The following is a 24,749-nucleotide window of genomic DNA, read 5'->3' as shown; positions in this document are numbered from 1 at the left end:
GCGGACGGTCATACCGGCGCGAGGGCCCTTGCCGCGATCAGCGCCTTGCGCCAGCGCGCCACCCTGATCCGCCGGCGCGGCGGCTGCCACCCGGCCCGCTCCTGGGTGGCCAGGATCGCCGCATAGCTGGCCGCCATCAGTCGCGCGGGACGCATCGCGCGGCGGTCGCACCGCCGCATCGCGCTGCGGGCCTGAGTGAAATGATAGTGCGCGAGCGCCGCCATGCCCCGGCAGACGGTTTCCAGCCCTGGCGCCCCCAGCGCCGCCGGCAGCGTCCTGGGAACACCAGCCGCCGCCAGCCGCTCGCGCGGCAGGTACAGCCGCCCCCGCCCGGCATCCTCGTCGAGATCGCGCAGGATGTTGGTGATCTGCAGCGCGCGGCCGAGATGGTGCGCCACCTGGTCGGCCGCCGGCGAGCTGTCACCGAACGCGCGCACCGACAGGCGGCCGACGGCGCCCGCCACCCGGTCGACATAGAGATCGAGCTCGGTCTCGGCGGGTGCGACGATCACCTGCTCGGCGTCCATCTGCATGCCGTCGATGATCGCCTCGAAATCGGCCTCGCGCAGCCGGTAGCGCTCGATCGCGGCCAGCAGCACGCGATCGAGCGCATCGTCGGCGCAGCCCTCGTAGAGGCCGGCGATGCGCCCGCGCCACGCGCGCAGCCGCGGCAGCTTGTCCTCGAACGGGCTCTCCTCGTCGGCGACATCGTCGACCAGCCGGCAGAAGGCATAGATCGCGAACATGGCGTAGCGCCGGTCGGGCGGCAGCACGCGCATGCCGCGCGCGAACGAGGTGCCGGAGCGCACGACGATCGCTTCCACCAGCGCCAGATCGGCCGGATCGCAACCGAGAGCCGCGCGCCGCTTCGCCATCACCGGGTCCACGCGCGGGCGGCGCCGAGCAGGCTGCGCGCCACATCGACGCGGTGCAGCTTCACCCGTCCTGCAAGCGGGTCCTCGCGACGCAGCCGTGCCGCCAGCCGGTGCGACAGACGCACGATCACCGCCGCCTCCAGGCGCATGCGCCGGTCGGCGACCAGACCGGGCAGGCGCGCGGCCGTGCGGTTCAGCGCGTCCACCTCGTCGAGCAGCCGGTCGAGCACCCGTCGCAAGGCGGCCGGCGCGATCCGCCCGCGCAGCACCGTCTCGTCCAGTCCCGCCTCGGCGAGCCAGGGCAGCGGAATATAGCAGCGATCGAGCGTCGCCAGGTCGTCCGCGCAATCCTGCAGGTGGTTGAGCACCTGCAGCGCGGTGCACAGCGCGTCCGACGCCGCCATTCTTGCCGCGCTGTCGCCCCTGGCCTCGCTGTCGCCACTGGCCTCGCCCTCGCCGTGCAGCGCCAGCAGGTAGCGGCCGACCGGGTTGGCGGAATAGCGGCAATACCAGGCAAGCTGGTCCCAGCTCTGGTAGCGCGGCTGCACCGCATCCTGCCGGAACGCCACGATCAGGTCGGTTGCGGTCGCGGCGGGCACGCCGGTCAGCGCCAGCGAGGCACGCAGCCGCAGCGCATGCGCGAGTTCCGCCGGATGCGCCGCCTCGATGGCGGCGTCACCGGCGGGACGGCCGAGCAGCGCCGCCTCCATCGCATCGAGGCGCGCGAGCTTGTCGTCCGCCGACAGCACGGTGTTGTCGGCGATGTCGTCGATGGCGCGCGCGAAGCCGTAGTACGCATGCACATGCGGCCGGAGGCGGCGGTCGATCAGCAGCGAGCCGACCGGGAAGTTCTCGTCCTGCCGCCGCTTGCCGGACGCCACCTCAGGTCCCGTTGCCCGGAGCTTGCGGGCGCCCATCTGGTTCATGGCGGAGTAGAGATCCTCTCGCGGTAGGCACGCTGCTTCCAGACGACGCCGCGTCCGCGATGATGGTCCACCGCCGAGCCGATCGCAGCCAGGGTGTAGAACGCCGCCACCGCGGGCAGCAACAGCGCCCAGAACGGCACCAGCTCGAACCGGCGCAGCGTCGGCAGGAACGAGATCGTGGCGATCGCCCAGGCCAGCAGGCCGGCCAGCCTGGCATAGCCCTCGCCGAACAAGGCGGCGGCAGGGGGCACCAGCCAGACCAGGGCCATGCCGAGCACGGTCGCCAGCAGCAGCAGCGGCGACTGTCGCAACTGCACGTAGGCGGTGCGCGCCACCATGCGCCAGATGTCGGCCGGCCCAGGATAGGGGCGCACCGAGCGCGCCAGCAGGCTGTGCCCGAGCCAGATCCCGCCGCCGCTGCGCTTGACGCGCCGCGCCAGTGCCACGTCGTCGATCAGCGCGCCGCGCAGGCTCTCGATGCCGCCGATACGCGCGAGCGCGGTGCGCCGGATCAGGATGGTGCCCCCCGCCGCGGCGGCAACGCGGCTGCGGCGTTGGTTCACCCGCGCGAACGGATACAGCAGCTGGAAGAAATAGACGAAGGCCGGCACCAGCGCCCGCTCCGCCCGGCTCTCGGTGCTGAGCGCCACCATCTCGGACACCATGTCGAGATCGTCGCGCAGCGCCTTCATCACCAGGGTCGCGACATGCGCCGGCTCGTGGATGATGTCGGCGTCCGCCAGCAGGATGTAGGCTGCATCCGAAGTTCCGGGGGTGCCCGGCATCAGCCGTGCCACCTCGGCGGTGCCCTGCGCCACCGCCCACAGCTTGCCGCTCCAGCCGGCCGGCGGCTCGGCTCCGTCCACCACATGCAGGTGCGGCGAGGCGAGCCCGCGCGCGAGCGCGCCGGTGCCGTCCTCGCTGCGATCGTCCACCAGCACGACGCCGTAGGGACCGGGGTAGTCCTGCGCCAGCAGCGAGCCGATGCTGTCCTCGATGGTCGCCGCCTCGTTGCGCGCCGGCACCACGACGCAGACCGCGGGCCAGGTGCCGGCGACCGGGCGGACCGCCCTGGGCACCGGCCCGAGCATCGGACCGGCCTGCCAGAATCGCCCATGCGCGAAGGCCAGCCCGAGCCAGACCAGCAGCGACAGCGTGGCCAGTATCAGCATCAGGCGGCGGTGTCCCGGGCGGCATTGCAGCACTTGCTGCCGCCCTTGGCGGGATTGGCCTGGAACCAGGCGACCGCATCGGCCACGGCCTCGCGCGCCGGGCGCGGCGCATAGCCCAGCTCGCGGATCGCCTTCGCCGACGAGAAGAACATCTTCTTGCGCGACATCGCCAGCATCTCCCGGGTCACGCGTGGCTCGACGCCGAACCCGCGCGACGCCCATTCGGAGGCCACCGCGACCGGCCACAGCACCGACTGCGACAGCCGCAGCCGCGGCGGCCGGCGGCAGGAGGTCTCGGCGACCAGCGCGAACAGGTCGCGCAGCAGCATGTCCTCGCCGCCGAGGATGTAGCGCTCGCCGACCACGCCGCGCTCGAAGGCAAGCGCGTGGCCCTCGGCGACGTCGTCCACATGCACGATGTTCAGCCCGGTCTCGACATAGGCCGGCATGCGCCCGGCGGTGGCATCCGCGATCATCCGCCCGGTGGGGGTCGGCTTGATGTCGCGCGGGCCGACCGGGGTCGACGGATTGACGATCACCGCCGGCAGGCCCCGCTCGCGCACCAGCCGCAGCACCTCCTGCTCGGCGCGGTATTTCGACTTCTTGTAGATGCCGATCACCGCATGCTCGTGCACCGGGGTGGCCTCGTCGGCGATGCTGCCGTCGCCGACCAGCCCGAGGGCGGCGACCGACGAGCAATAGACGATGCGGGCGATACCGGCCTCCTGCGCCGCCAGCATCAGCCGCCGGGTGCCCTCGACATTGGCCTGCATCATCGAGGCCGGGTCCGGCACCCAGAGCCGGTAGTCGGCGGCGACGTGGAACAGCGCCGCGCAGCCCGCCAGCGCCGCGGCAAGGCTTTCGGGTCGGCCCAGGTCGCCCTCGACCAGCTCGGCATCGAGCCCCTCGAGGTTGCGCCGGTCGCTGCCATGCCGCACCAGCAGGCGCAGCCGATGGCCACGCGCCGCGAGGGTGCGCGCCACCGCCGAGCCGACAAAGCCGGTGGCGCCGGTGACCAGGATCGGTGATGCATTCATGCGCCTTGGTCCGCTCCGAGGACGTGCCCGAACGGAAGCTCGTTCGAACGCGAGGCGGCTTATAGCCTTGCGATCCGCGCTGGTGTAGAGCCTGCGCCCCTCCTGCCAAGCAGGTACGCGTTGAAGACAGCCTCCATCCTGCTTGCCCTGCTCGGCGTCGCGCTGATGACCGGCTTTGCCGTGTGGCTCGGCGCCGGCTCGATCTTCAAGGCGACGCTTTCGGTGGGCTTCGGCGGCTTCGCGCTGCTGGTCGGCTGGCAACTGCTGTGCGACGTCGTGCTGGCGCTGGCGTGGCGCACCTCCTGCCCGCGCGCGCTGCTCAAACTCGGCATCGGCCGGCTGCTGCTCGCACGCATGGTGCGCGAGGGGGCGATGACCTGCCTGCCGTTCTCGCAGGTCGGCGGCATCCTGATCGGCATGCGCGCCACCGGCTTCGGCCGCGCGCTCGCGTGGCCGCTCGCGGTCAGCGCGAATGTGGTGGATCTCACCACCGAGGTGATCGGCCAGATCGGCTTCGTGCTGCTCGGCCTGCTGTTCCTGGTCGATCGCCGGCCGGACACCGATCTGGCCGGACCGCTCGGCCTGGGAGTGCTGCTGGCAGTGGCGGCGATGGCCGGTTTCATCTGGGCGCAGCGCGGCGCCGGCGGCCTGTTCCGCCGGCTGGCCCGCGGGATGGGCGACCGTGTCGCAGGCGGTGCGGCATTCCGGCGCTCGGTGCTGGACGGCATCGACAGCCTGCAGGGCGACCTCGATGCCTTCTACGCCCGGCCCGGCCGGATCACCGGCGCGTGCCTGATCCACCTCGCCGGCTGGCTCGGCAGCGCCGCCTGGGTCTGGATGGCCTACCGGCTGCTCGGCGCGCCGTTGCAAATCGGCACCGCGCTCGCCATCGAGGGGGGCGCCAGCGGCGTGCTGGCGGTCTCGTTCCTGGTTCCCGGCGCCCTCGGCGTGCAGGAAGCGGCCTACGTGGCGCTCGGCAGCCTGTTCGGACTGGACGCCCACCTCTCCTTCGGCCTGTCGCTGCTGCGGCGCGCGCGCGATCTCGCCATCGGCGCTCCCATCCTGCTGCTCTGGCAATGGGTCGAGGTCGTCCGCTTGCGCCGCGGCGCCAAGTCGGTGCGCCAGGCGGCCTGACGGGTCAGTCCGCGGCACCTGCGACCGAAGGTGCCGCGGCGTCGAGCACCCGGTGCGACAGGACGAGGGCCGAGGCGGCATTGGCCGAGAGCGGCGGCGCAAGGAAGAAGCCCTGCACCATGTCGGCTCCGGCCCGGCGGGCGATGTCGTGTTGCGCCTGGGTCTCGATGCCCTCGAACACCACCGGCTTGCCGGCCGCGTGGGCGAGCGCGATGACGGCCACCACGAACGCCTCGCCGCCCGAGCCGCAGCCGACATCCTCCAGGAAGCTCCGGTCCAGCTTGACCACGTCGACCGGAAGACGACGCAGGTAGGACAGCGAGGAATAGCCGATCCCGAAATCGTCGATTGCCACCTGGACCCCGAGCGCCCGCGCCTCGGCCAGCACCGATGCCGCGCCGGCTCCGGTCAGCACGCTTTCGGTGATCTCCAGGCAGAGCTGCCTGGCGGCCAGCCCCTCGGCCTCGACGACGCCGGCAAGGCCCGAACAGAAGCCCGGCTGCGACAGCTGCAAGGCGGAAACGTTGACATTCATCTGCAACCCGGCATTCGGGGCCGCTGCGTGGAACAGCCGCCCCTGCCGTAGCGCGCGCTCCATGACCCATTCACCGAGCGGCAGGATCAGGTCCGACTTCTCGGCGACCGGGATGAACAGCGGCGGCGACAGCCAGCCGCGACGCGGATGCCGCCAGCGCAGCAACGCCTCGAACCCGGCCAACACCCGCCCTCGCTGTTCATCCCGGTCGACGCCGAGCCGGAACAATGGCTGGTAGAGCATCACGAACTGGTCGCCGTCGCGCAGCGCGTCGCGCATGTCGCCTTCGAGCTCGAACTGCTGCGCGGCACTATCGAACAGCGCGGGCTGGAACACGACACCGCGGTTGCCGCCGGCCTGCTTGGCCGAATACATCGCCATGTCCGCCGCCCGGACCAGGTCGAGGCCGCCCGCATGGTCCGCCAGCACGATGCCGATACTGGCCGAGATGTGGCAGGGGCGCCCCATGATCGCGAACGGTGTCACCATCGCCTGCCGCACCCGCTCCGCGAGATGGACCACCGCCTCCTGCGGCAGCCCGTAGCAGAGCACGACGAACTCGTCGCCGCCGAGGCGGGTGACAAGATGGACCGGTCCGGTGACCGCAACCAGGCGCCCGGCCACCTCGACCAGGAGCGCGTCTCCGGCATCGTGCCCCATCGTGTCGTTGACCATCTTGAAGCGGTCGAGATCGAGGAACACCAGCGCCGTCGGCGGCCGGCCTTCACCGTCGTGCGATTCCAGACGTTCCTGCAACAGGCTCCGGTTCGCCAGGCGGGTGAGCGGATCATAGTAGCGGAGCAGGGCCAGCTCCGCCTCCGTACGCCGCGCCGACGCCGCCGCAACCACCGCGCCGAGCTGCCTCGCCGCTGCCAGGTCGGCGTCGCTCCAGCTCTGGGAATGGCCGCGGACGGTCTCTCTCCAGGCTGCGAACGAGCCACGCGGGGAGAGCCGCCCGGTATGCGGGTCGCGGGCGGCATGCTGTCCGGGATCCCCGGCCCACGTGACGGTGCGCAGCATCTCCGGGCGCAGCCACAGGATGGCGTCGCCGGCCACGTTGCCCAGCGGCAGCAGCAAGGCGCCGGCGGCATCGCCGGCGCCGTCCGGAAAATCGGCCTGCCGCAGTCCGAGGTCGTCACAGGCCAGCACCTGGTTCCCGGCGGCCGACAGCAGCGTCGAAGCATCGGTTCGGCCGCCTCCGGCCGTGGCACGATGCCGACGCCCATGATCGTGCCGGACATCCGGACGATGGCGCCGGACGCGCCCACGCAGCGCAGCAGTTCCCCTCCCGGCTCCGCCAGTGCCCGCACCAGCGGCATCCCGGACTCCAGCCGCGCCGCCAGCGCGCCGAGGAGGTCGTGGCGCTGCAGCCGGTCGGCATGCGCCTCCGCCTCGCCCATGCTGCCCAGCAGCAGCGAGACGACCTTGCCGATCATGTCGATCGCCGCCCGCAGTTCGAGCCCCGCGACGCGTGGCCTCGCCTGATGGCAGATCAGCATGCCCCAAAGCTGGTCACGATGGAGCTGGTCACGATGCACCAGTGCCACCGTCAGGCACGCGCCGACCTGCATGTTGCGCAGATATTCGCAGAAGATCGGCGACACGCTGCGCAGCGCGCTGAAGGTCAGGTCGAGCGGCTCCCCATCGGACAGCGACGGGTCGACCAGCAGTGCTGCCGGCCGGTAGCCGGTATCGGCGACCATGCCGACGCGCTTGAGAACGATCAGCCGCCGGGCCTGCGCGGGGATATCCGCCGCCGGATACCGCAGCCCGAGATAAGGCGCATCGCCCGGGCGGTGCGACTCGGCGATGACCTCGCCGTTGCCCTCGGCATCGAAGCGGTAGGCCATGACGCGGTCGTAGCCGCTGATCGCTCGCAGCGCGCGAACGGCAAGTGCGCAGACCTCGCCGCGGCTGGTCGCCGACTTGAAGGTCTCCAGGGCGGGGAGCACCGCCATGATCGCCGGCATCGCGCCCGGGTTCTGTGCCAGCGGCTCGATGTCCACGCACAGACGCGACCCGGAGCGATGCGCCTGCAGGTGCAGCAGGACGCCATCCGCGCGGGCCAGTGTGGGAAGATGCCCGAGAGTGACCTCGTCCTGCGCGAGGGTCGCGCCGGAGGCGGCGCACAACAATCCGCAGGCTGTCTCTCCGATCGCCTCATGCAGCGGCCGCCCGAGCATGGCTCCCGCGTCCAGGCCCAGGATCTTGGACAGGTTCGCGCTGGCATGGCTGATCCGCCAGTCGACGCTGCTTGCGGCGAGCAGCGCACCGTGCGGCTGTATCGCACCGGGGATGTGGATCGGCTCGCGATCGCAGACGCTCAGATCGGCGTCCGTGGCCAGACGGTCGAAACGCTCCTCGATCGGGTGCATCGGCACAGAGCGCTTCCTCCTGACGGGCGCACTATGTCGGGCAATGCTTAATGTTGCGTTGACGCGCCGCGGCGGACTGGTGTTCAGGGTCGTCCAGTGACGGCCAGGGGCCTTGCCCCTGGACCCCATCAAAGGCTAGCCTTTGAAATCCTTGACTTTATGAGGTAGTGTTGGAGCCCAGCGGGACCACGACATGACCGAGCCGATCTTCCAGCGGCTGACCCTGATCGGCATGGGACTGATCGGCAGTTCGCTGTCCCGGCGGGCGAAGCAGTCCGGCGCCATCGCGCGCGAGGTCGTGGCCTGCGACCTGTCCGCCGACGCCTGCGAGCGGGTCCGGCTGCTCGGGATCGCGCATCATGTCGAGCCGGACGCGGCACTCGCGGTGCAGGGCGCCGACGGCGTCGTGCTGTGCGTCCCGGTCGGCGTGCTCGGGGAGGTCGCGGCGCGGATCATGCCGCACCTGGCACCCGGCGCCATCCTCAGCGATGTCGGCTCGACCAAGCAGTCCATGCTGCGCGAGATCGAGCCGATCCTGCGCCGCGACGTGGCCCTGGTGCCGGGCCATCCGCTCGCCGGCACCGAATATTCGGGGCCCGATGCCGGTTTTTCGACGTTGTTCGAGAACCGCTGGTGCCTGCTGACGCCGCCCGACGGCACCGACCGGGGCGCGGTTGCCCGCATCGGCGCGATGTGGGTCGCATGCGGCGCCCGGGTGCGCGAGATGGATGCGGCGCATCACGACCGGGTGCTGGCCATCGTCAGCCACCTGCCGCACCTGCTCGCCTTTACCATCTGCGGCACGGCAGACGACCTCGCCGACGAGACCCGCGGCGAGGTGCTGGAGTTCGCGGCCTCGGGGTTCCGCGACTTCACCCGGATCGCCGCCTCGGACCCGGTGATGTGGCGGGACATCTTCCTCAACAACCGCGAGGCGCTGCTGGAGATGCTGGCCCGCTTCACCGAGGACGCGCAGGCCATGGCGCGCGCCATACGCTGGGGCGACGACGCCTTCATCGTGGACAAAATCGAACGCGGCCGCGCCATCCGGCGCAGCCTGATCGAGCTCAACCAGGCCTGAGGCCAGCTCTAACCCTGGGCGATCTGGTCCCGCCGGTAGGCGCCCTGGCGCTCGAACATCCAGCCGGGATACTCGGGCGGCAGTCGGCTCGCCTCGTCGAGCGTCGCCAGTTGTCTGGCGTCGAGCCTCACCTCGGTGGCGGCGAGATTGTCTTCCAGCTGCTCCGGACGCTTGGCGCCGACGATCACGCTGGTCACCACCTCCTGGTGCAGCAGCCAGGCCAGCGCGATCCGTGCCACCGAGACGCCATGCGCCTGGGCGATCGGCCGCATCGCGTCGACGACCGCATAGCCGCGCTCGGCATCGACCGGCGGGAAGTCGAAATCGACCCGTCGGCCGCCCTGCTCGGACTTGCCGTCGCGACCGTACTTGCCCGACAGCAGGCCGCCGGCCAGCGGGCTCCAGACCATCAGCCCGATCCGCTCGGCCTTGAGCATCGGCACGATCTCGCGCTCCAGGTCCCGGCCAGCCAGCGTGTAGTAGGCCTGCAGGCTCTGGAACTGCGCGAGGCCACGATGCTGCGCGATGCCCTGCGCCTTGACGATCTGCCAGGCGGCCCAGTTCGAGACGCCGGTATAGCGGACATGCCCATGCCGGACGAGGGTATCGAGCGCCTCGACCGTCTCCTCGATCGGGGTCGCCGGATCGAAGCCGTGGATCTGGTAGAGGTCGATATGGTCGAGCCGCAGCCGCTTCAGGCTCGCCTTCACGCCGTCGATGATGTGGCTGCGGGTGTTGCCGCGCGCATTCGGCCCCTGGCCGGTCGCCCCGAACACCTTGGTCGCGACGACGATCTCGTCGCGCGGCAGCTTGAGGTTGCGGATCGCGTGGCCGGTGATCTCCTCGGACAAGCCTTCGGCATAGACGTCGGCCGTATCGAGGAAGTTGACGCCGCCATCGACCGCCGTGCCGACCAGGCGCTCGGCCTCGTTCTGCTGCAACGCGCCGATCTTCTGCCACATCCCCTCGCCACCCCCGAAGGTCATGGTGCCGAGACAGAGTTCCGAAACATAGAGGCCGGTCCGGCCGAGTGCCCGGTTGCGCATGCTGGTTCGCCCTTCTTCAGGTTGCCCTTGCCTGCTTCAACGAAGCGGCGCCCGGAAGGATGCGTGCGGCGATTTTGTGCGCTGCGCCATTACGGCCCAACAACGTTGGGTCACACAAGCGTGCGGGTTTGCAGCCGGCCACATGGATTGACCGGCGCGGCGGCGGACGCAAATCTGGTCTCAATCAATAATCAAACTGGGTAGGCCAGGTACAAGGCCGGAAGCACGGGATGGACATTCATACGCGATCGCATCGTTACCAGTCCTCGCGGGACACAATCATGGCTACTTCTCGCGAGATATTCATGCGCAACGGCTACGTCGAGGCCAGCATGGACACCATCGCGCAGCACTCCGGGGTTTCCAAGACCACGCTCTACGCGCATTTCGACAGCAAGGAGGCGCTGTTCAACCAGGTCGTGGCGCGGGTGGTGGCGGAACGCGGCAGTCATGCGCTCGACGCCCTGCTCGACGTGGCACCGGGGCAGACCCTGCGGCAGCGACTGGTGGCGATCGGCTGCCACATCCTGGAGCGCCTGCTCGATCCCGAGACCAGCGCCCTGATGCGGCTGTGCGTGATCGAGAGCGCGCGCATGCCCCGCCTGACCTATGACGGGCTCGGCGAGGCGCACCGGCGGCTGGTCGCGACGCTCGCGCGGTTCTTCCGCGATCACGCGCAGCCGGCGGGTCTGCACATCGATGACGCGCGCGAGGCGGCCGACCTGTTCGTGGTGCTGACGATGCGCGACTTCATGCTCGAAGCCATGCTGCCCTGGTCGGAGGTCAACACGCCGGACGCCCACAGGCAGAACGCCGAACGGGTCGCCGACATCATCCTGCGGCTCTACAGCTCGCCCGGCGGCGCCGCGGTGACGCCGTCGGTGCGGCTGGAGAGCGTGTAAGAGCCTGTTCCAAAACGCCTGCTGCTGGCGATCCGACGCGCCTTTCCTGCGCTCCGCTGCTCACGGCCAGTAGGCCGCTGCGCTGCGGTGCTCGGAAAGGCACGCCGGCCGCGGCCCTTTGGGCCGCTCTCATCCAGCATCAGGCGTTTTGAAACAGGCTGCTAAGGCAGGCGGTCGCGCTGCCAGCCGCCGCCGATCGCGATGGTCGTCCCGTCCATGAACTGCTCCTCGATGCCGACCGTGCCGCCTTGTGACGAGATCCGGGGTCCGCCGCCCGAACGGTCCGGCAGGTCGGTACGGGCCTGGCCGAGCGCCACGAACGCCCGTGTCCCGGTATTGCCGAGCAGGCCGCTCTCCAGCGCGATCGAGCTGGTCTGGGTGTTGCGCGAGCCGAAGCCAACGCTGGCGACGCCCCCGAGTGCCGGACTGGCCGGCACCGGCTGCACCGGCGCAAGGCTGTAGGACCCAGGCGACGCCAGCAAGGCGGCCTGCCGGGCGCATGCGGCGTCGCAGGCCAGCGCGGCTGCGCACGCCGCGACGAGAGCAGCAGCCGCCCTCGGAGCCTGTTTCAAAACGCCTGATGCTGGATGAGAGCGGCCCAAAGGGCCGCGGCCGGCGTGACTTTCCGAGCACCGCAGCGCAGCGGCCGTCTGGCCGTGAGCAGCGGAGCGCAGGAAAGCCGCGTCGGATCGCCAGCAGCAGGTGTTTTCAAACAGGCTCAAGGCACCCGGACGATGCGTAGGGAGTTGGTGCTCCCCGCCTTGCCGAACGGCACGCCGGCCACGACCACGACCGCATCGCCGGTGGCCGCAAGGCCGTTCTCGCGCGCCAGCACCGCCGCCACCTGCACCACATGGCCGAAGGTCACGTCGTCGGAGCCCTGGTCGGCCACGCACGAGCGCACGCCCCAGACCAGCGACAGCCGGCGGGCCGCCTCCGCATTGCCAGCCAGGCCCAGCACCAGGCACTCCGGCCGCTCGCGGGCGATGCGCAGCGCGCTGCGCCCCGAGAGGGTGTAGGCGACGATCACCTTGGCGGCGACGGTCTGCGCCACCTGCTGCGCCGCGGCGGCGATGGCGTCCGCCGCATAATGCTCCGGGGCCGGGCGCGAGGCCTGCATCAGCGCCTGCCAGCCGGCGTCGCGCTCCACCCTGGTGACGATGCGGCCCATGATCTCGACCGCCTCCTCGGGATACTGGCCGGCGGCCGTCTCCGCCGACAGCATGACAGCGTCGGCGCCGTCGAACACCGCGGTGGCGACGTCGGATGCCTCCGCGCGGGTCGGGGCCGGCGAGGAGATCATGCTCTCCAGCATCTGGGTCGCCACCACCACCGGCTTGCCGAGCAGCCGCGCCTCGCGGACGATGCGCTTTTGCACCAGCGGCACCTCCTCGGGCGGCAGCTCCACGCCGAGGTCGCCGCGCGCCACCATGACGCAATCGGACAGCGCCAGGATCTCACCGAGATTGTCGAGCGCCTGCGGCTTCTCGATCTTGGTCATGATCCAGGCGCGGTTGCCGATGATCTCGCGCGCCTCCTGCACGTCGGCGGGACGCTGCACGAACGACAGCCCGACATAGTCGACGCCGTGCGCCAGGGCGAAATCCAGGTCGATACGATCCTTGGTGGTCAGCGCCGGGATCGGCAGCACCACGTCGGGCACGTTCACGCCCTTGCGGTCGGACAGGATGCCGCCGGTGATCACCTCGGTGGCCAGATAGTCGGTTCCCTTCTCCAGCACCCGCAGCCGCAGCTTGCCGTCATCGAGCAGCAGCAGCGAGCCGACCTGCGCCGCCTGGATGATCTCCGGGTGCGGCAGGTTGACGCGGTCCGCGGTGCCGAGCGCCGGATCGAGGTCGAGGCGGAACCGGGTGCCGTGCGCGAGTGCGGCGCGTCCCGCGTCGAACTGGCCGACCCGGAGCTTCGGGCCCTGCACATCGGCGAGGATGCCGATCGGGCGGCCGCTGCGCGCCTCCAGGTCGCGGATCATCGAGATCCGGGAGGCATGGTCCTCGTGGGTGCCGTGCGAGAAGTTCAGCCTGAACACGTCGACGCCGGCGTTGAACAAGCGCTCGATCATCGCCGCCGTCGAGCTGGCCGGCCCGAGCGTGGAGACGATCTTGGTGCGGCGCTGATGCCCGGGCTTGCTCGTGGCTGACGCGGGCTTGCTTATGGCGGACATGTCGAGGCCTCTTCTTCAAGTGTCTAGAGCATGATCCGATCGATCATGCTCTGCTTGGCGTTTGATAGAGCAGCTTTATCCGACACTTGGCATCGCGAAGCGATCCCAAGTGGTCGGATGCTGCCCTAGGGCGGCGTGATCGTCTCGTTCGGCAGGAGCCCGAACAGGGCCGATCGCTGCAACCACCCGCTGTAGTTATGCACGGACACCCGACACCAGGCCGAACCGGCCGGACAGGCACGCAACCGGCCTATTACCCCTGGTCGCAGGATCGCCACAACACCCCCATCCTCCTGCGGGTCGTCGCGCATGATGGTTCCGGGGCCGCGATCGGTGGCACCTGACGCGGTGACGACGAAGCTGCGGTTGCCGACCAGGGTGGCCTGGTGCACCCAGCCGCGCACCCCGTCCGCATCCTCGACCAGGCGCCAGACATCGAACTCGCGCATGATCTCGACCGGCAGCTCGCGCCGCTTGTAGAGCCACAGGATCGGGTAGCGGGTGCCCGGACCCGACCGCATGTTGACCTCGTCGGCGCGGAGCGAGGCGAAACGCGGCAGCGGCAGGTTGGTGTTGGTGCCGCGGTTGGCAGGTATCGCGGGAGGCGCGGGTGCGGGCGGCGGCGCGGGTGCGGGAACGGCGACCAAGGGTGGCGCCGCCGGATGGGCGGGATGCACCGGATGGTGCGCCGGATGGCCGTGCGACGCCCGGTGGTGCCGGTGCCGCGCATGCGGATGCGACGGATGATGCTCGCCCCCGGCCTGCGGGATTCCGGTCTGCGGGACTCCGGCCTGCCGGGCCGCGGCAGGCAGCGGCGGGGCCGTGACAGCGAGCAGGGCACACGCCGACAGCAGCGCCACCCGCGGCAGGCGCGCCGCAACCCTCGATGACCTGCGGCACATCTGCATCAGCATTGGGGCATCCGTGCCAACACCGCGCCGGTTGGGCAAGAGGCGGCGACGCATTCACTCTAGAATGCGACGATCTGGCCGCCGGCCACCGCCTCGAGGAAGCTCGCAATGCCCGAGACCTGGGCGGCGTCGAGCAGCAGCCCCGGATCGATCGCCTCGCCGCGCAGCCCGGCCTCGCAGGCCAGCAGCCGGACGTCGAGTGCCAGGGCCGCCTCGCGCAGCGCCTCCAGCCCGGCCACCCCGCGGCCGGTCAGCACCGCGTCGTGCCCGGCATCCGCGAGCCCGCTCCAGTCCCGGCACAGGGCGCGCACGCCGGCGCCGCTGGCGAACAGGATGACGCCGCGATCCATCGCAGCCGCTCCGGCCGCCATCGAAAAGGCGAAGTGCGCCCGGGCATGGCTGCCGTCCAGCAGCACCACCCCGAGTGTTGCGGCCGGAGCGTGGATCATCCTGGCGGCGATGCGGCGTGGCCGAGCGGGCAGTGCGGATCGGCCGGCACCCGGATCATGGTGAAGCGCATCGAGAGGGCATCCCACAGCAGCAGCCGTCCGGCCATGCTCTCGCCGATGCCGACAATCTCCTTGACGACCTCGCTGGCCTGCAGAGTGCCCAGCACGCCGGTGACCGCGCCGAGCACGCCGGCCTCGGCGCAGGACGGCACCAGTCCGGCTTCGGGCGCCTGGGGATACAGGCAGCGGTAGCACGGGCCGCCACGATGCGGGCGGAAGGTGGCAAGCTGGCCCGCGAAGCGCAGCACCGAGGCCGAGACGAGAGTGCGGCCGGCATGGACGCAGGCGTCGGCCACGAGGTAGCGGCTGGCGAAGTTGTCGGTGCCGTCGCAGACGAGGTCGTAGGCGCCGACCAGCGCCTGCACGTTGGTGGCATCGAGGCGCTGCGCGTGCGCCCGCACCGACACCTCCGGATTGATCGCCAGCATCGCCTCGCGCGCGGATTCCGCCTTGCTGGCGCCGATGCGCGCGGTGCTGTGCGCGATCTGGCGCTGCAGGTTGGAGAGCTCGACGACGTCGTCATCCACCAGTCCGATGGTGCCGACGCCCGCCGCCGCAAGGTAGAGGGCGAGCGGCGAGCCCAGGCCGCCGGCGCCGACCACCAGCACGCGCGCGGCGCGAAGCCGGGCCTGGCCGATGCCGCCGACCTCGGCAAGCAGGATGTGCCGGGAATAGCGCCGCACCTCGGCGTCCGAAAAGGCCAGCGGCTCCGGGGTGCCGCACGACGCGAAATTTCCCAGGTCCATCCGGCTCCCGCCTCGCTGCGACACCACTCTGATCCGAGTAAATGTGGGTGAACGAGCGAAAAATCCATACAGTCTCACCATGCGGTGAGTCATAGTAGCGGGGCCGGGGTCATCCGGCGGACGCCCGAAGGACGCCTGCGATGCTTCGATTCGGATCCACGCCCCCGGTCGCACGGTGCCGCAGGAGCCGTCGCGCACGCCGGGTCGCGCTCTCGACCCTGGCGTTGTCCGGCATGATCTTCGCCGCGTCCCCCTATGTGGCGCTCTGGTCGGCCGGCTACGCCGTCAGCCACCATGATCGCGCGGCGTTGCGCGGATCGCTCGACTGGCAGCAGGTCCGGCTGAGCCTCAAGCATTCGTTCGGGCTGACCTCGCCCGGGATGGGGGTGCGGCAGGTCGCGCAGCAGGACGAGCTTCCCGATTTCGGCGAGAGTTTCGCCACCAACGTCGCCTCCGGGATGATCGACGACGACATCACCCCCGAGCGGCTGGACGGCATGCTGAGCCGCATCCCCGCCGGTGCCCGCACCACGCGCATGCCGCACGGCTTCTTCACCGGTCCGGCCAGCTTCATCGCGGACATCCCGGTCGCCAACTCGCCGCCGGTGCGGATCTCGATGCGCATCGAGCAATGGCACTGGAAGATCATCGCGATCGGCCTACCGGCGTCCCTGCTGGCGCCGGCGTCCCAGACCCGGTTCGCCCAGCGCAGCTGAGCGCCCGCCTGGTCATGCTACGAAGCGGCCGGCCCCACGCTTCTCTGGCCGACGCGGAGATCGCCGCGCCTGACGTCCGGATGCGTGGCGGCGGCCCTGCTGCTCAACTCCCAAGCTCGGCGACGGGCTGACGCTTCCTGCCTCGATTGGAACTCATCAGATAGAGACCGGTCTGCCCGGCCGCGGCGATCAGGCTGGCCATCGAGACCGCCGCTGGGCCGAACATGCCCATTTGCAGAAAGCCGCCGCACGCTGTCGCCGCGACCAGCGAGACCACGGCGCCCCAGCGCCAGTCGGGACCGGCGGATGCGCCGGCTTCCTCGTGGCTGATCGGGCGGAGGATATAGACGTCAACCAGCACGAGACATGTGAAGCAGGTCATGAACATCCCGATCACCCCGAGTGCCACGGTCAGGTTGGAAAGCAGGTTGGACATCATTGCGAGCGCGCAGCCGACGCCGAACAGAACGACCATGAGGTGCCGGCTGACCTCCAGGTTCGCGACCTGGCGGAAGACATTCAGGAACGACATCGAACCGGAATACATGTTGGTCAGGTTAATCCGCAACTGCGTCGCGATGGCGAAGACCGTACCCCAGCCGGCCAGCATGGTGACGAAGTAGCTTCCCGGATTGTTGTCGAGATAGCGCACAGCGAACCACAGGCCGAGCAAGCCGGAGAAGGCGAAGCAGAAGGCCTGGAAGCCGACGCCGACGAACAGCGAGGCGATACCGATGTCGGAGCGGCGCACGAAACGCGCGTAGTCGGCGCTGACCAGGCCTCCGGTGAAGAGCACGCTGTTCATGGTTCCGATCGCGGCCACGAGGGCGATCGGCCAGGCGGGCGCGTTGCTGGGCATGTAATTCAGCCAGTCGCGGTCTGAGGCGGGTGCCACGATGCTGATATAGAGCGCACAGACGAGGAGGACGCCGTAGAGAATGAAGGTCAGGAACTGCAGCTTGGCCAGGACTTTGATCCCGAACCAGACCAGCGGCATCATCGCCAGTGCGATCGTGGGCAAAACGATCGAGAGGGCGACGTGCGGGAAGAGTTGCCTGAGCGAACTGCCCATGATTGTCGCCTCGGCGGCAAAGTAGATCACCGAGTTGACCCCGAACATGAGGCTGAAGAGAAAGGCGCCGCGAAAACCCAGCACACGCCGCGCGAGAAGATTCATGCCGTAGCCGGTCCTGACGGAGATCCTGACAATCCCGAGACCGACGATGGCCGAGGCGATGCTGGCATAGACGATGGCGACGAGGGCGACCCGGCTGCCAAATCGCAAGGTGAGGATCGAGGTCACCTGCATGAAGAACAGCGCCGTGGCGATACCCATCTCGGCGAAGAAAGCCACGTGCCACGCCATGCGTTTGGCATCCGGCACCGGGTCGGCCGCATAATCTTCATCATATTGTGCCGCCATGGTCCATCCTTGCAGACGTTATCGGGATACGGTATCGGGAGCAGCCGATCGCGACGGCGTGTTGGCCACTCAGAAGGCCAGAAGATTCTCCCTAAACGTTGCTTTGTCGTATCCCTTCCGAATGGAACCCCGGCGCTGCAAGACAGGTGCCAGTCCATCGGCGACATCGGCAATGTCGCGTCGCGTGGTCGGCAGGTAGAACAGGAAGCCGTCTCCGCCGACTTCGTTCATGATCTCGTCCATGCGCGACGCCACGAACTCGGGAGAACCGACCATGCCCTGGTCGTTCAGCGAGAAGCGGGTTGCGGCGATCTCACGCAGGCTGAGACTGCCGCGGTCCTTGAAGATATTCTCCATCGAGACGCGCTCGCCATTGCCGCCGGCGATCATCAGGTCGGAAACCGGCCTGTCCAGATCATAGGCGCGGAAATCAACCCGACCGCCGCTGACATAGCTCATATTCCACAACGCGTAATCGAGTGCCGGCTCGCTCCAGCGGGCTTCATCCATCGCCTGCTTCTTGGCGATGGCCTCGGTCTCGGTGCCGGCGATCACCGGCATCACGATGAACAGCATCTTGAAGTCCTGCGGCCGCCGGTTGTAGCCGGCGAGGCGCGTATGCATGTCGGCGCGAAAGCGCTTCATCTGCTCGACCGAGGTGGCCGCGACCAGCATCGTGTCGGCGAAACGGGCGGCGAAGTCGCGCCCGGCAGGCGAGTTGCCGGCCGATGCGACCAGCGTCGTCCCTTGCGGACCAGGAATGGTATTCAGCGGCCCTCTGCAGCTGAAATACTTACCCTTGAAGTCGATGGTATGGACCTTGGTGTAGTCCGCATAGCCTCGTCCGGCCACATCTGCCAGCACGGCACCCGGCTCCCACGAGGTCTGCAGTCGCCGCACTACATCCGACCATTCCGAGGCCAGCACGTAGCGTTCATCATGGTCGAGATGCTGCTCGTAGCCAAAATTCTGTGCCACCCGGTCGGTAACCGAGGTCACGACGTTCATCCCCACCCGGCCTTCGGTGAGATGGTCGAGCGTCGTGAACAAGCGAGCAGCAAGATAAGGCGGATACTGGATCGTCGAGACGGTGGAGATGATGCCGATATGCTTGCTCCGTTGCGTCATCAGCGGCACCAGTGGCAGCGGATCGTTTTTCGGAGCAAAGATGCCGCGCTTCAAGGTGGTTTCCGCCGTGCCGCCGAGCGTGTCCTCGACCATCGCGGTATCTTCGATAAGGATATAATCGAAGCCGGCGCGCTCGAGCGAACTCGCCAGATCGACATAGAGGTCCGGCTTCACCCAGTCATAGAGATTGCTCCCGGACCAGGCCGGTTCCAGGGTTCCCAGCCAGCTTTGGATCCCAAAACCGTTCCCGAGGAACCATCCGAGATGATACATGTCACGTGCCTCGAAGCTCGATGTGAGTTCAACTGTTTTGTCAAGGAATGAGCACTAGAGCCTGACCCGATCGATCAGGCTCAGCTTGTCGTTTGAGAGGGCAGCTTTATCCGACACCTGGCATCGCGAAGCGATTCCAATTGATCGGATGCTGCTCTAGAACCGATAGGTCAGATCGGCACCGTACGTGCGCGGGGGGGCCAGATAGACGACGTCGGTAAGGGTCGAAGGTGTGCTGAAGAGCGAGATGACGTCCGAGTTGTAGCGAACGTCCGTCAGGTTCTTGCCCCAGAAACCGAGCTCCAGACCGGTCTTGCCCAAATCGAAGGCAACCCGCGCATCGAGGAAGTCCAGCGCGTTGCGCTTTGTCCATGGCGTGTTGGTCGCCGTGAAATACTCCGACCCCCAATGACTGTAGGTGAAGTTTGCCGTCATCTGGATACCGCGGGGGAGTTCTCGCGTGTAGGTCGCACTCACGGTGGCGCTGAGGTCGGGGACATAGGGAGATCGATTGCCGACCAGGCTGCCGTCGGCATGATCCGATCCGATCGTCGAATGCGTGTAGCCGAGCGATGCGGCGAGCGTCAGTGCGTGGATCACTCGCCAATCCGCCTCTGCCTCGAACCCCTCCGAGTCCGTGCGGTCCAGGATGGTGACGGCGTTCAACGCCCCCGACGGGATGAACTGAAAGAGCTGCGAGTTGTCCTTGATCGTATAGAATCCGGTGACGTTCAAGGTGACCTGCTTGTCGAACAACTGGCTCTTGACGCCGCCCTCGAAGTCGTAGGACTTCTCGGACGGGTATTCGTTGGGCACCTGTCCGGACGTGACGGTGAAGCTCTGCGCTGCGTTGAAGCCACCTGCCTTGAAACCTTCGGCGTACATAACATAGCCCATGATATCGTCAGTGAAGTGGTAGGCGAGATTCACCTTCGGCTGGAACGCGTAGTACGATTCCTGCCGCTCTTCGTTCGCGGTCGCGGAGAAGGCAGTGGGTGAGACGTCCGTGTCGCTCTTTGTCTCATAATCGTACCGCCCGGCGACGGTCACGATCAGCTTCGGCAGGATACGGTAACTGAGATCTCCATAGAATCCGGCTGCCTTCGCATAGAGGTCGTCGCTTGAATACGTGGCCGTGGTGTCGATCGGGCCGGTGACGGGTGTGTCCGCCTTGAGCACGGTGCCGTCGGAACTGTTGGAGGTCGCCGCGAGCAGGAACGGGCTCTGCCTGATCAGTGCGCCGTCCACCCCGACGATATATTGCAGCCGGTAGGTTTCGGGTGACCTGTAGCGAAGATCCTCGCTCCAGGAGGTGTTGGCACGCTGGTTGTACTGGGTCGCAGTCGAAGCGGCCGCATACGGGAAATTCGCGCTGGCGAAGATCGTGTTCTCGTCTTCATAGGCGGAGATGCTGCGAATATCCCCCCAGGGCTTGCTGTAATCGATGTTGACGGAATAGAGCTGGTCGAGAACCTTGCTATAATCCTCGACCGGGGACACGAAGATTGGCTCGGCGAAATTCGCATTGACCAGTGATGAACGTTCGCCGTCGGTCTGCAAGCTAGGCTCGACCGACTGACTGGCGTATGCCGTAGCGCCAGACCGTACATGTGAGGCCATGCCCTCGAAGCGAACCGTAAGGTCAGGAGTTGCGAGCCAGTCCAGCCTGCCGCGGCCGACCACCGATTGATAGGGATCGACATCCTTGCCGGTCGTTTCGTCCTGGTAGTACCCGTCGGTGTTGCGGTAGCCGATCGCGGCACTGAACAGCAGTTTGTTGGGTATCAGCGGTCCGGACAGCATGTAAGACGTCTGTTCGGTCCCGCCATTGCCACCTCCAACAACGGCGGCGCCGTGGAAATCATTGCTCGGCGCAACCGTGTTGATCTCGACGGCGCCGGCGATCGCATTGCGGCCGAACAGAAAGCTCTGCGGCCCCTTGACGACGGAAATATCCTGCAAATCCAGCAGATCATTGTTCAATCCGGTCGCCCCGGTCAGCTCGACCCCATCGATGACGACGGCGACAGGCGGATCGGTATTGAGCGCCTGCGCATCGCCGCGAATGGTGATCCTGAGGTCACCGGGATTGTTCGCCTCAATCACGGTCATGTTCGGCGTCTGCGCGATGAAATCGACCGGTCGGGTTATGTGACGTTGCCGCAAGGTCTTCGCCGAAAAGCTGGTCGCAGCCTCCGGAGCGTTCCGGGTCCTCACCTTGGAATGGACCGTGATCTCCTCAGCGGAGCGGGCCGCCGGCCGGTGATGTGGGTTGATACAGTCATTTCTGGCGGCAATGCCTTTCTCGCAAGCTATTCCGGCAGACGCGAGGGCGGCAGAATCCGGCAAGAGCGCCGCGCCACCGATCGTCAACAGGGCGAAGTGTCTGTACGTTATTCGGGCAATTGGATGACATTTGTGCATTCCGGCAATCACCTCCTAGGCTTGAGGGGCATAATCTTCAGAACTGGTTAACTTACGGTCATGCTGGACCGCTGAGTCAACCTTTATCTAAAGGTTGATTGCGAAATTTGTCCGGTGCTATTTTTTGGGAAGGGCGGCGGGATGCGGCGTCGGGTCACGCCGCGAACGCTCGCCCGTTGCTGGAGAGACGGCCGTGCACATCAAAGACCGACTTGATTTCTTGATTGAGCGATGGGGCGATGCGAGGCCCGGTCTTGATACCTCGCCCTGGGCCGTCTGCGGCCGGTTGACCCTGATCAACGAACTCTTCATGGCTCGCGTGGGACAGCTTCTGAAGCGGCACCGGCTGACATTCAACGAGTATCAGTCGCTGGCGGCGATCTATCTTTCAGGTCCACCCTACGAGTCGAGCCCGAACCAGATTGCGCACCACAACCTGTTGACGTCCGGAGGCATGACCAACCTTCTCAACAAGATGGAGGCCGCGGATCTCATCAGCCGGCGACCGGCGGAACAGGACCGACGTGGCGTGGTCGTGAGCCTGACCGCCGAAGGACGCGAACGCCTTGACGCGGCGCTGATCGATGAAAACGGCTTCGAGCATGAATGGATCAGCAGCCTGACCGCGCAGGAAGCAGAGATCCTGTCCATCCTCCTGCGCAAACTCCTGGTTTCGATCGAGAGCTTGCCCGACAGGACAGAAAACGTTTGAAACAGGATGATGTGCTGGAGATCATCACGGGTCGGGAGCGTCGCCCGCGATACGCAGCAGGTCCTCGAACGCCACCACCAGGTGGTAGAGCGTGCTGGCCGGCACCACATCGGCGCGCGCCTCGCCCTCGGCGTCGAACTGGTCGATCCACAGGCCCGGCACCCGCGTGCCGAGATAGGTCCGCAGCACCGCATCGGTGACCCGGGCGGCATCATCGAACGCCCCGTTGGCGAGATGCGCCTTGATCAGCTCGGTCTGCGGCCAGGTGCGGCGCGACCGGCGGAGCTGGTGGCCGGACTTCCGGCACTCGTCGATGGCGAACCCGTCGGCGCCGATGCCGTGCCGCAGGCCGAAGCTGTACAGCGCGTTGGCCTGGTGGCGGAAGTTGCGGCCACCCAGGTCGCAGAGCCGGTGCAGCAGCCAGGACCATTCGAAATGATGCCCCGGCTCGACGGAGTCGCCGGCCTCGCCCTCCGCCAGCCTGAGGTCCGGGGTGAAATACTCCCCCAGGGTGCCGGCGGCACGATCGAAGAAGCGGGTCTCGAACAGGCTGGCGATGGCGTCGGCGCGGTCCAGCCAGCTTCGCTCGCCGGTGGCGGCGTGCCAGACCAGCATCGCCTCCATCAGGTGCATGTGCGGGTTCGACCGGCGCGGCAGCGAAGCCGGCAGCCCCTCGAAATAGCCGCCCGCCTTGGGGTCGGCCACGTCGCGGTCCAGGAATGCCATGGTGCGCTCGGCCAGCGTGCGCGCCTCGCTGAAGCCGACCCGGTAGGAAGCCGCCAGCCCGAACAGCATGAAAGCCTGGTCATAGGTGTCGCGCAGGGTGTCCAGGGTCTGGCCGTCCGGCGTCAGCATGTGGATCCAGCCGGGCTTGCCGTCGGGACCCCAGCAGCGCGCCTCGACCGTCGTCAGGCCGAGCTTCAGCTTGTCGCGCGCCGCCTGGTGCCCGGCGGCGAGCGCCTGGGCAAAGCAGAACAGCTGCCGGCCCTGCACGCGCACCCGCCGCCGCGCGGAGAGGTCCGGGTGGCCGGCGAAATCCAGCTGCTCGTAGAACAGGCCGTCGCTGTCGATGCCACGCTCAATCCAGAGCGGCCAGGCCACTTCGTTCAGCCAGCGCCGCACGCGCCCCGCGGTCTCGCGCAGCCGGGTCAGGTCCGCCAGGCTGCTCGTCTCGGTCGCCATCCACCCGTCTCCACCGCCGGCCTCCGGCAGGCGCACCCAGGCGGCAGCCGGTCGGCTCGTATTGCCGGTTGTATCTCTACCGGGACCGTCGCGCCTGTCGAGGGAAACCCGGAGCGGTGGCCTACCCGGGCGGCGCAGCCGGAAGTCTGGTGACCCGGGGACACATCGGCGAGCCCTTGCCTTGGCACGAACAATACAAGAACATGATTCCGTGGACTTGCTCAACAAGCTCGAGATCCTGGCGGATGCCGCCAAGTACGATGCGTCCTGCGCGTCGAGCGGCACCGAGAAGCGCGACAGCCGTGGCGCCAGATCGGGCGTCGGATCGACCGAGGGCATGGGCATCTGTCATGCCTATGCGCCGGATGGGCGCTGCATCTCGCTGCTGAAGATCCTGCTGACCAATTCCTGCCTGTACGAGTGCGCCTACTGCATCAACCGTGCCTCCTCGAACGTGCGCCGTGCCCGCTTCACGGTGGACGAGGTGGTCCGACTCACGCTCGGCTTCTACCGGCGCAACTGCATCGAGGGGCTGTTCCTGTCGTCGGGGATCATCCGCTCGCCGGACTATACCATGGAGCAGGTCATCGGGGTGGCCCGCGCACTGCGCGAGACGCACGGGTTCCGGGGCTACATCCATCTCAAGACCATCCCGGACGCCGATCCGCTGCTGCTCGAGGCAGCCGGGCGCTGGGCCGACCGGCTGTCGATCAATGTCGAGCTGCCGACCGAGGCGACGCTCGCGGACTACGCCCCGGAAAAGGACATGGGCGGCATCCGGCGCTCGATGGGCCGCATCCGGCTCGGCATCGACGCCGCCCGTGAGAAGACCGCGCCCGGCCGGGCGAAGCCCCAGCGCTTTGCCCCCGCCGGCCAGTCCACCCAGATGATCATCGGCGCGGATGCGAGCTCGGACCGCACCATCCTGCGCACCAGCACCAACCTGTACGGTTCGTACGGCCTCAAGCGGGTGTACTATTCCGCCTTCTCGCCGATCCCGGACGCCGCCGCGGCGCTGCCGCTACGCCCGGCGCCGCTGCTGCGCGAGCACCGGCTCTACCAAGCCGACTGGCTGCTGCGGTTCTACGGCTTCGGCGTCGAGGAGCTGGCCACCGACAATTCCGGCAATCTCGACCTCGAGCGCGATCCCAAGCTCGCCTGGGCGCTGGTGCATCGCGAGATGTTTCCCGTCGATGTCAACCGGGCCGACCGCGAGGCGCTGCTGCGGGTGCCGGGCTTCGGCGTGAAATCGGTGGGACGCATCCTCGCGGCGCGGCGGCATCGCCGGCTGCGCCTGGACGACCTCGCCCGCCTGCGCATCTCGCTGGCCACCGTGGCGCCGTTCGTGGTGGCGGCCGATCACACGCCGCGGGCGGAGCTGGACAGTGCGCGGCTGTCGGCGCGCCTGGCTCTGCACCCGGGCAGGAAACCGGCGCAGCTCAGCCTGCTTTGAAGCCGGC

Annotated in this window: 21 protein-coding genes and 1 pseudogene; 6 read left to right on the top strand and 16 right to left on the bottom strand. The window is 68.2% G+C overall.

Annotated features, from left to right (window positions below; all coding sequences use genetic code 11):
• Positions 1 to 8: 8 nt before the first annotated feature.
• Genes hpnD through hpnA form a run of 4 tightly spaced genes read right to left on the bottom strand, consistent with a single transcriptional unit; the run spans position 9 to position 4,010 of the window.
• A complete protein-coding gene (hpnD, locus tag ACQY4O_RS18490) occupies positions 9 to 875 on the bottom strand; it encodes a presqualene diphosphate synthase HpnD (RefSeq protein ID WP_428377917.1) in 867 nt (288 codons plus the stop codon).
• Positions 875 to 1,792 (bottom strand): squalene/phytoene synthase family protein, encoded by a 918-nt coding sequence (locus ACQY4O_RS18485; protein WP_428378244.1) that lies wholly within the window; start codon positions 1,790 to 1,792, stop codon positions 875 to 877. The genes hpnD and ACQY4O_RS18485 overlap by 1 nt, the downstream gene beginning before the upstream one ends.
• 5 nt (positions 1,793 to 1,797) lie before the next feature.
• Positions 1,798 to 2,976: a glycosyltransferase gene (locus ACQY4O_RS18480; RefSeq protein ID WP_428378243.1), complete on the bottom strand. Its 1,179-nt coding sequence runs from the start codon at positions 2,974 to 2,976 to the stop codon at positions 1,798 to 1,800.
• The gene (gene hpnA / locus ACQY4O_RS18475) at positions 2,973 to 4,010 is read right to left on the bottom strand and encodes a hopanoid-associated sugar epimerase (RefSeq protein WP_428377916.1); all 1,038 of its coding nucleotides are present in this window, start codon (positions 4,008 to 4,010) and stop codon (positions 2,973 to 2,975) included. The genes ACQY4O_RS18480 and hpnA overlap by 4 nt, the downstream gene beginning before the upstream one ends.
• Positions 4,011 to 4,130: 120 nt before the next feature.
• Here hpnA and ACQY4O_RS18470 point away from each other — a divergent pair, with 120 nt between their 5' ends.
• Positions 4,131 to 5,144, top strand: coding sequence for a lysylphosphatidylglycerol synthase domain-containing protein (locus ACQY4O_RS18470; RefSeq protein WP_428377915.1), 1,014 nt, complete (start codon positions 4,131 to 4,133; stop codon positions 5,142 to 5,144).
• Positions 5,145 to 5,148: 4 nt separating this feature from the next.
• Here the strand turns inward: ACQY4O_RS18470 and ACQY4O_RS18465 are convergent, their stop codons facing one another.
• Together ACQY4O_RS18465 and ACQY4O_RS18460 are read right to left on the bottom strand one after the other, a co-directional pair.
• Complete coding sequence (locus ACQY4O_RS18465) at positions 5,149 to 7,185, bottom strand: putative bifunctional diguanylate cyclase/phosphodiesterase (protein ID WP_428377914.1); 2,037 nt, start codon at positions 7,183 to 7,185, stop codon at positions 5,149 to 5,151.
• A gap of 20 nt (positions 7,186 to 7,205) precedes the next feature.
• A pseudogene (locus tag ACQY4O_RS18460) lies at positions 7,206 to 8,054 on the bottom strand (GAF domain-containing protein); the annotation flags it as partial.
• 193 nt (positions 8,055 to 8,247) lie between these two features.
• On the opposite strand from ACQY4O_RS18460, the gene ACQY4O_RS18455 reads away from it, so the two are divergent.
• Positions 8,248 to 9,135: a prephenate/arogenate dehydrogenase family protein gene (locus ACQY4O_RS18455; RefSeq protein WP_428377913.1), complete on the top strand. Its 888-nt coding sequence runs from the start codon at positions 8,248 to 8,250 to the stop codon at positions 9,133 to 9,135.
• An 8-nt stretch (positions 9,136 to 9,143) separates the two neighbouring features.
• Here ACQY4O_RS18455 and ACQY4O_RS18450 read toward each other — a convergent pair whose 3' ends face one another.
• Positions 9,144 to 10,181, bottom strand: a complete 1,038-nt coding sequence (locus tag ACQY4O_RS18450) for an aldo/keto reductase (protein ID WP_428377912.1) — start codon at positions 10,179 to 10,181, stop codon at positions 9,144 to 9,146.
• A gap of 281 nt (positions 10,182 to 10,462) precedes the next feature.
• Between ACQY4O_RS18450 and ACQY4O_RS18445 the strand changes: the two genes are divergently transcribed.
• On the top strand, positions 10,463 to 11,083 hold the full coding sequence (locus ACQY4O_RS18445; RefSeq protein WP_428377911.1) for a TetR/AcrR family transcriptional regulator: 621 nt from the start codon (positions 10,463 to 10,465) through the stop codon (positions 11,081 to 11,083).
• A gap of 161 nt (positions 11,084 to 11,244) precedes the next feature.
• Here ACQY4O_RS18445 and ACQY4O_RS18440 read toward each other — a convergent pair whose 3' ends face one another.
• From ACQY4O_RS18440 to ACQY4O_RS18420, 5 genes are all read right to left on the bottom strand, one after another.
• Complete coding sequence (locus ACQY4O_RS18440) at positions 11,245 to 11,565, bottom strand: hypothetical protein (protein ID WP_428377910.1); 321 nt, start codon at positions 11,563 to 11,565, stop codon at positions 11,245 to 11,247.
• Between the two features lie 236 nt (positions 11,566 to 11,801).
• The gene (gene pyk / locus ACQY4O_RS18435; protein ID WP_428377909.1) at positions 11,802 to 13,265 is read right to left on the bottom strand and encodes a pyruvate kinase; all 1,464 of its coding nucleotides are present in this window, start codon (positions 13,263 to 13,265) and stop codon (positions 11,802 to 11,804) included.
• Positions 13,266 to 13,390: 125 nt separating this feature from the next.
• Entirely contained in the window at positions 13,391 to 14,179 is a 789-nt protein-coding gene (locus tag ACQY4O_RS18430) for an SH3 domain-containing protein (protein WP_428377908.1), read from the bottom strand.
• A 56-nt stretch (positions 14,180 to 14,235) separates the two neighbouring features.
• Positions 14,236 to 14,625: a hypothetical protein gene (locus tag ACQY4O_RS18425; RefSeq protein WP_428377907.1), complete on the bottom strand. Its 390-nt coding sequence runs from the start codon at positions 14,623 to 14,625 to the stop codon at positions 14,236 to 14,238.
• The gene (locus ACQY4O_RS18420; RefSeq protein ID WP_428377906.1) at positions 14,622 to 15,431 is read right to left on the bottom strand and encodes a HesA/MoeB/ThiF family protein; all 810 of its coding nucleotides are present in this window, start codon (positions 15,429 to 15,431) and stop codon (positions 14,622 to 14,624) included. The genes ACQY4O_RS18425 and ACQY4O_RS18420 overlap by 4 nt, the downstream gene beginning before the upstream one ends.
• A 140-nt stretch (positions 15,432 to 15,571) precedes the next feature.
• On the opposite strand from ACQY4O_RS18420, the gene ACQY4O_RS18415 reads away from it, so the two are divergent.
• A complete protein-coding gene (locus ACQY4O_RS18415; RefSeq protein WP_428377905.1) occupies positions 15,572 to 16,147 on the top strand; it encodes a DUF2939 domain-containing protein in 576 nt (191 codons plus the stop codon).
• Positions 16,148 to 16,250: 103 nt separating this feature from the next.
• Here ACQY4O_RS18415 and ACQY4O_RS18410 read toward each other — a convergent pair whose 3' ends face one another.
• The 3 genes from ACQY4O_RS18410 to ACQY4O_RS18400 all read right to left on the bottom strand — a co-directional run bounded on the left by ACQY4O_RS18410 (position 16,251) and on the right by ACQY4O_RS18400 (position 21,344).
• Entirely contained in the window at positions 16,251 to 17,456 is a 1,206-nt protein-coding gene (locus ACQY4O_RS18410; protein WP_428377904.1) for a purine-cytosine permease family protein, read from the bottom strand.
• A gap of 183 nt (positions 17,457 to 17,639) precedes the next feature.
• The gene (locus ACQY4O_RS18405) at positions 17,640 to 18,971 is read right to left on the bottom strand and encodes an NtaA/DmoA family FMN-dependent monooxygenase (RefSeq protein ID WP_428377903.1); all 1,332 of its coding nucleotides are present in this window, start codon (positions 18,969 to 18,971) and stop codon (positions 17,640 to 17,642) included.
• 156 nt (positions 18,972 to 19,127) lie between these two features.
• Positions 19,128 to 21,344 (bottom strand): TonB-dependent receptor, encoded by a 2,217-nt coding sequence (locus ACQY4O_RS18400; protein WP_428377902.1) that lies wholly within the window; start codon positions 21,342 to 21,344, stop codon positions 19,128 to 19,130.
• 244 nt (positions 21,345 to 21,588) lie between these two features.
• On the opposite strand from ACQY4O_RS18400, the gene ACQY4O_RS18395 reads away from it, so the two are divergent.
• On the top strand, positions 21,589 to 22,107 hold the full coding sequence (locus ACQY4O_RS18395; protein ID WP_428377901.1) for a MarR family winged helix-turn-helix transcriptional regulator: 519 nt from the start codon (positions 21,589 to 21,591) through the stop codon (positions 22,105 to 22,107).
• A gap of 24 nt (positions 22,108 to 22,131) precedes the next feature.
• On the opposite strand, the gene ACQY4O_RS18390 is transcribed toward ACQY4O_RS18395, so the two are convergent.
• A complete protein-coding gene (locus ACQY4O_RS18390) occupies positions 22,132 to 23,289 on the bottom strand; it encodes an AGE family epimerase/isomerase (RefSeq protein ID WP_428377900.1) in 1,158 nt (385 codons plus the stop codon).
• A gap of 211 nt (positions 23,290 to 23,500) precedes the next feature.
• Between ACQY4O_RS18390 and ACQY4O_RS18385 the strand changes: the two genes are divergently transcribed.
• A complete protein-coding gene (locus ACQY4O_RS18385; RefSeq protein ID WP_428377899.1) occupies positions 23,501 to 24,742 on the top strand; it encodes a putative DNA modification/repair radical SAM protein in 1,242 nt (413 codons plus the stop codon).
• Positions 24,743 to 24,749: the final 7 nt, after the last annotated feature.

Source organism: Lichenicoccus sp., assembly GCF_965277665.1.
Lineage (GTDB): Bacteria > Pseudomonadota > Alphaproteobacteria > Acetobacterales > Acetobacteraceae > Lichenicoccus.
The sequence above is the reverse complement of the archived record's forward strand: the minus strand, read 5'-3'. Positions and strand labels throughout refer to the sequence as shown.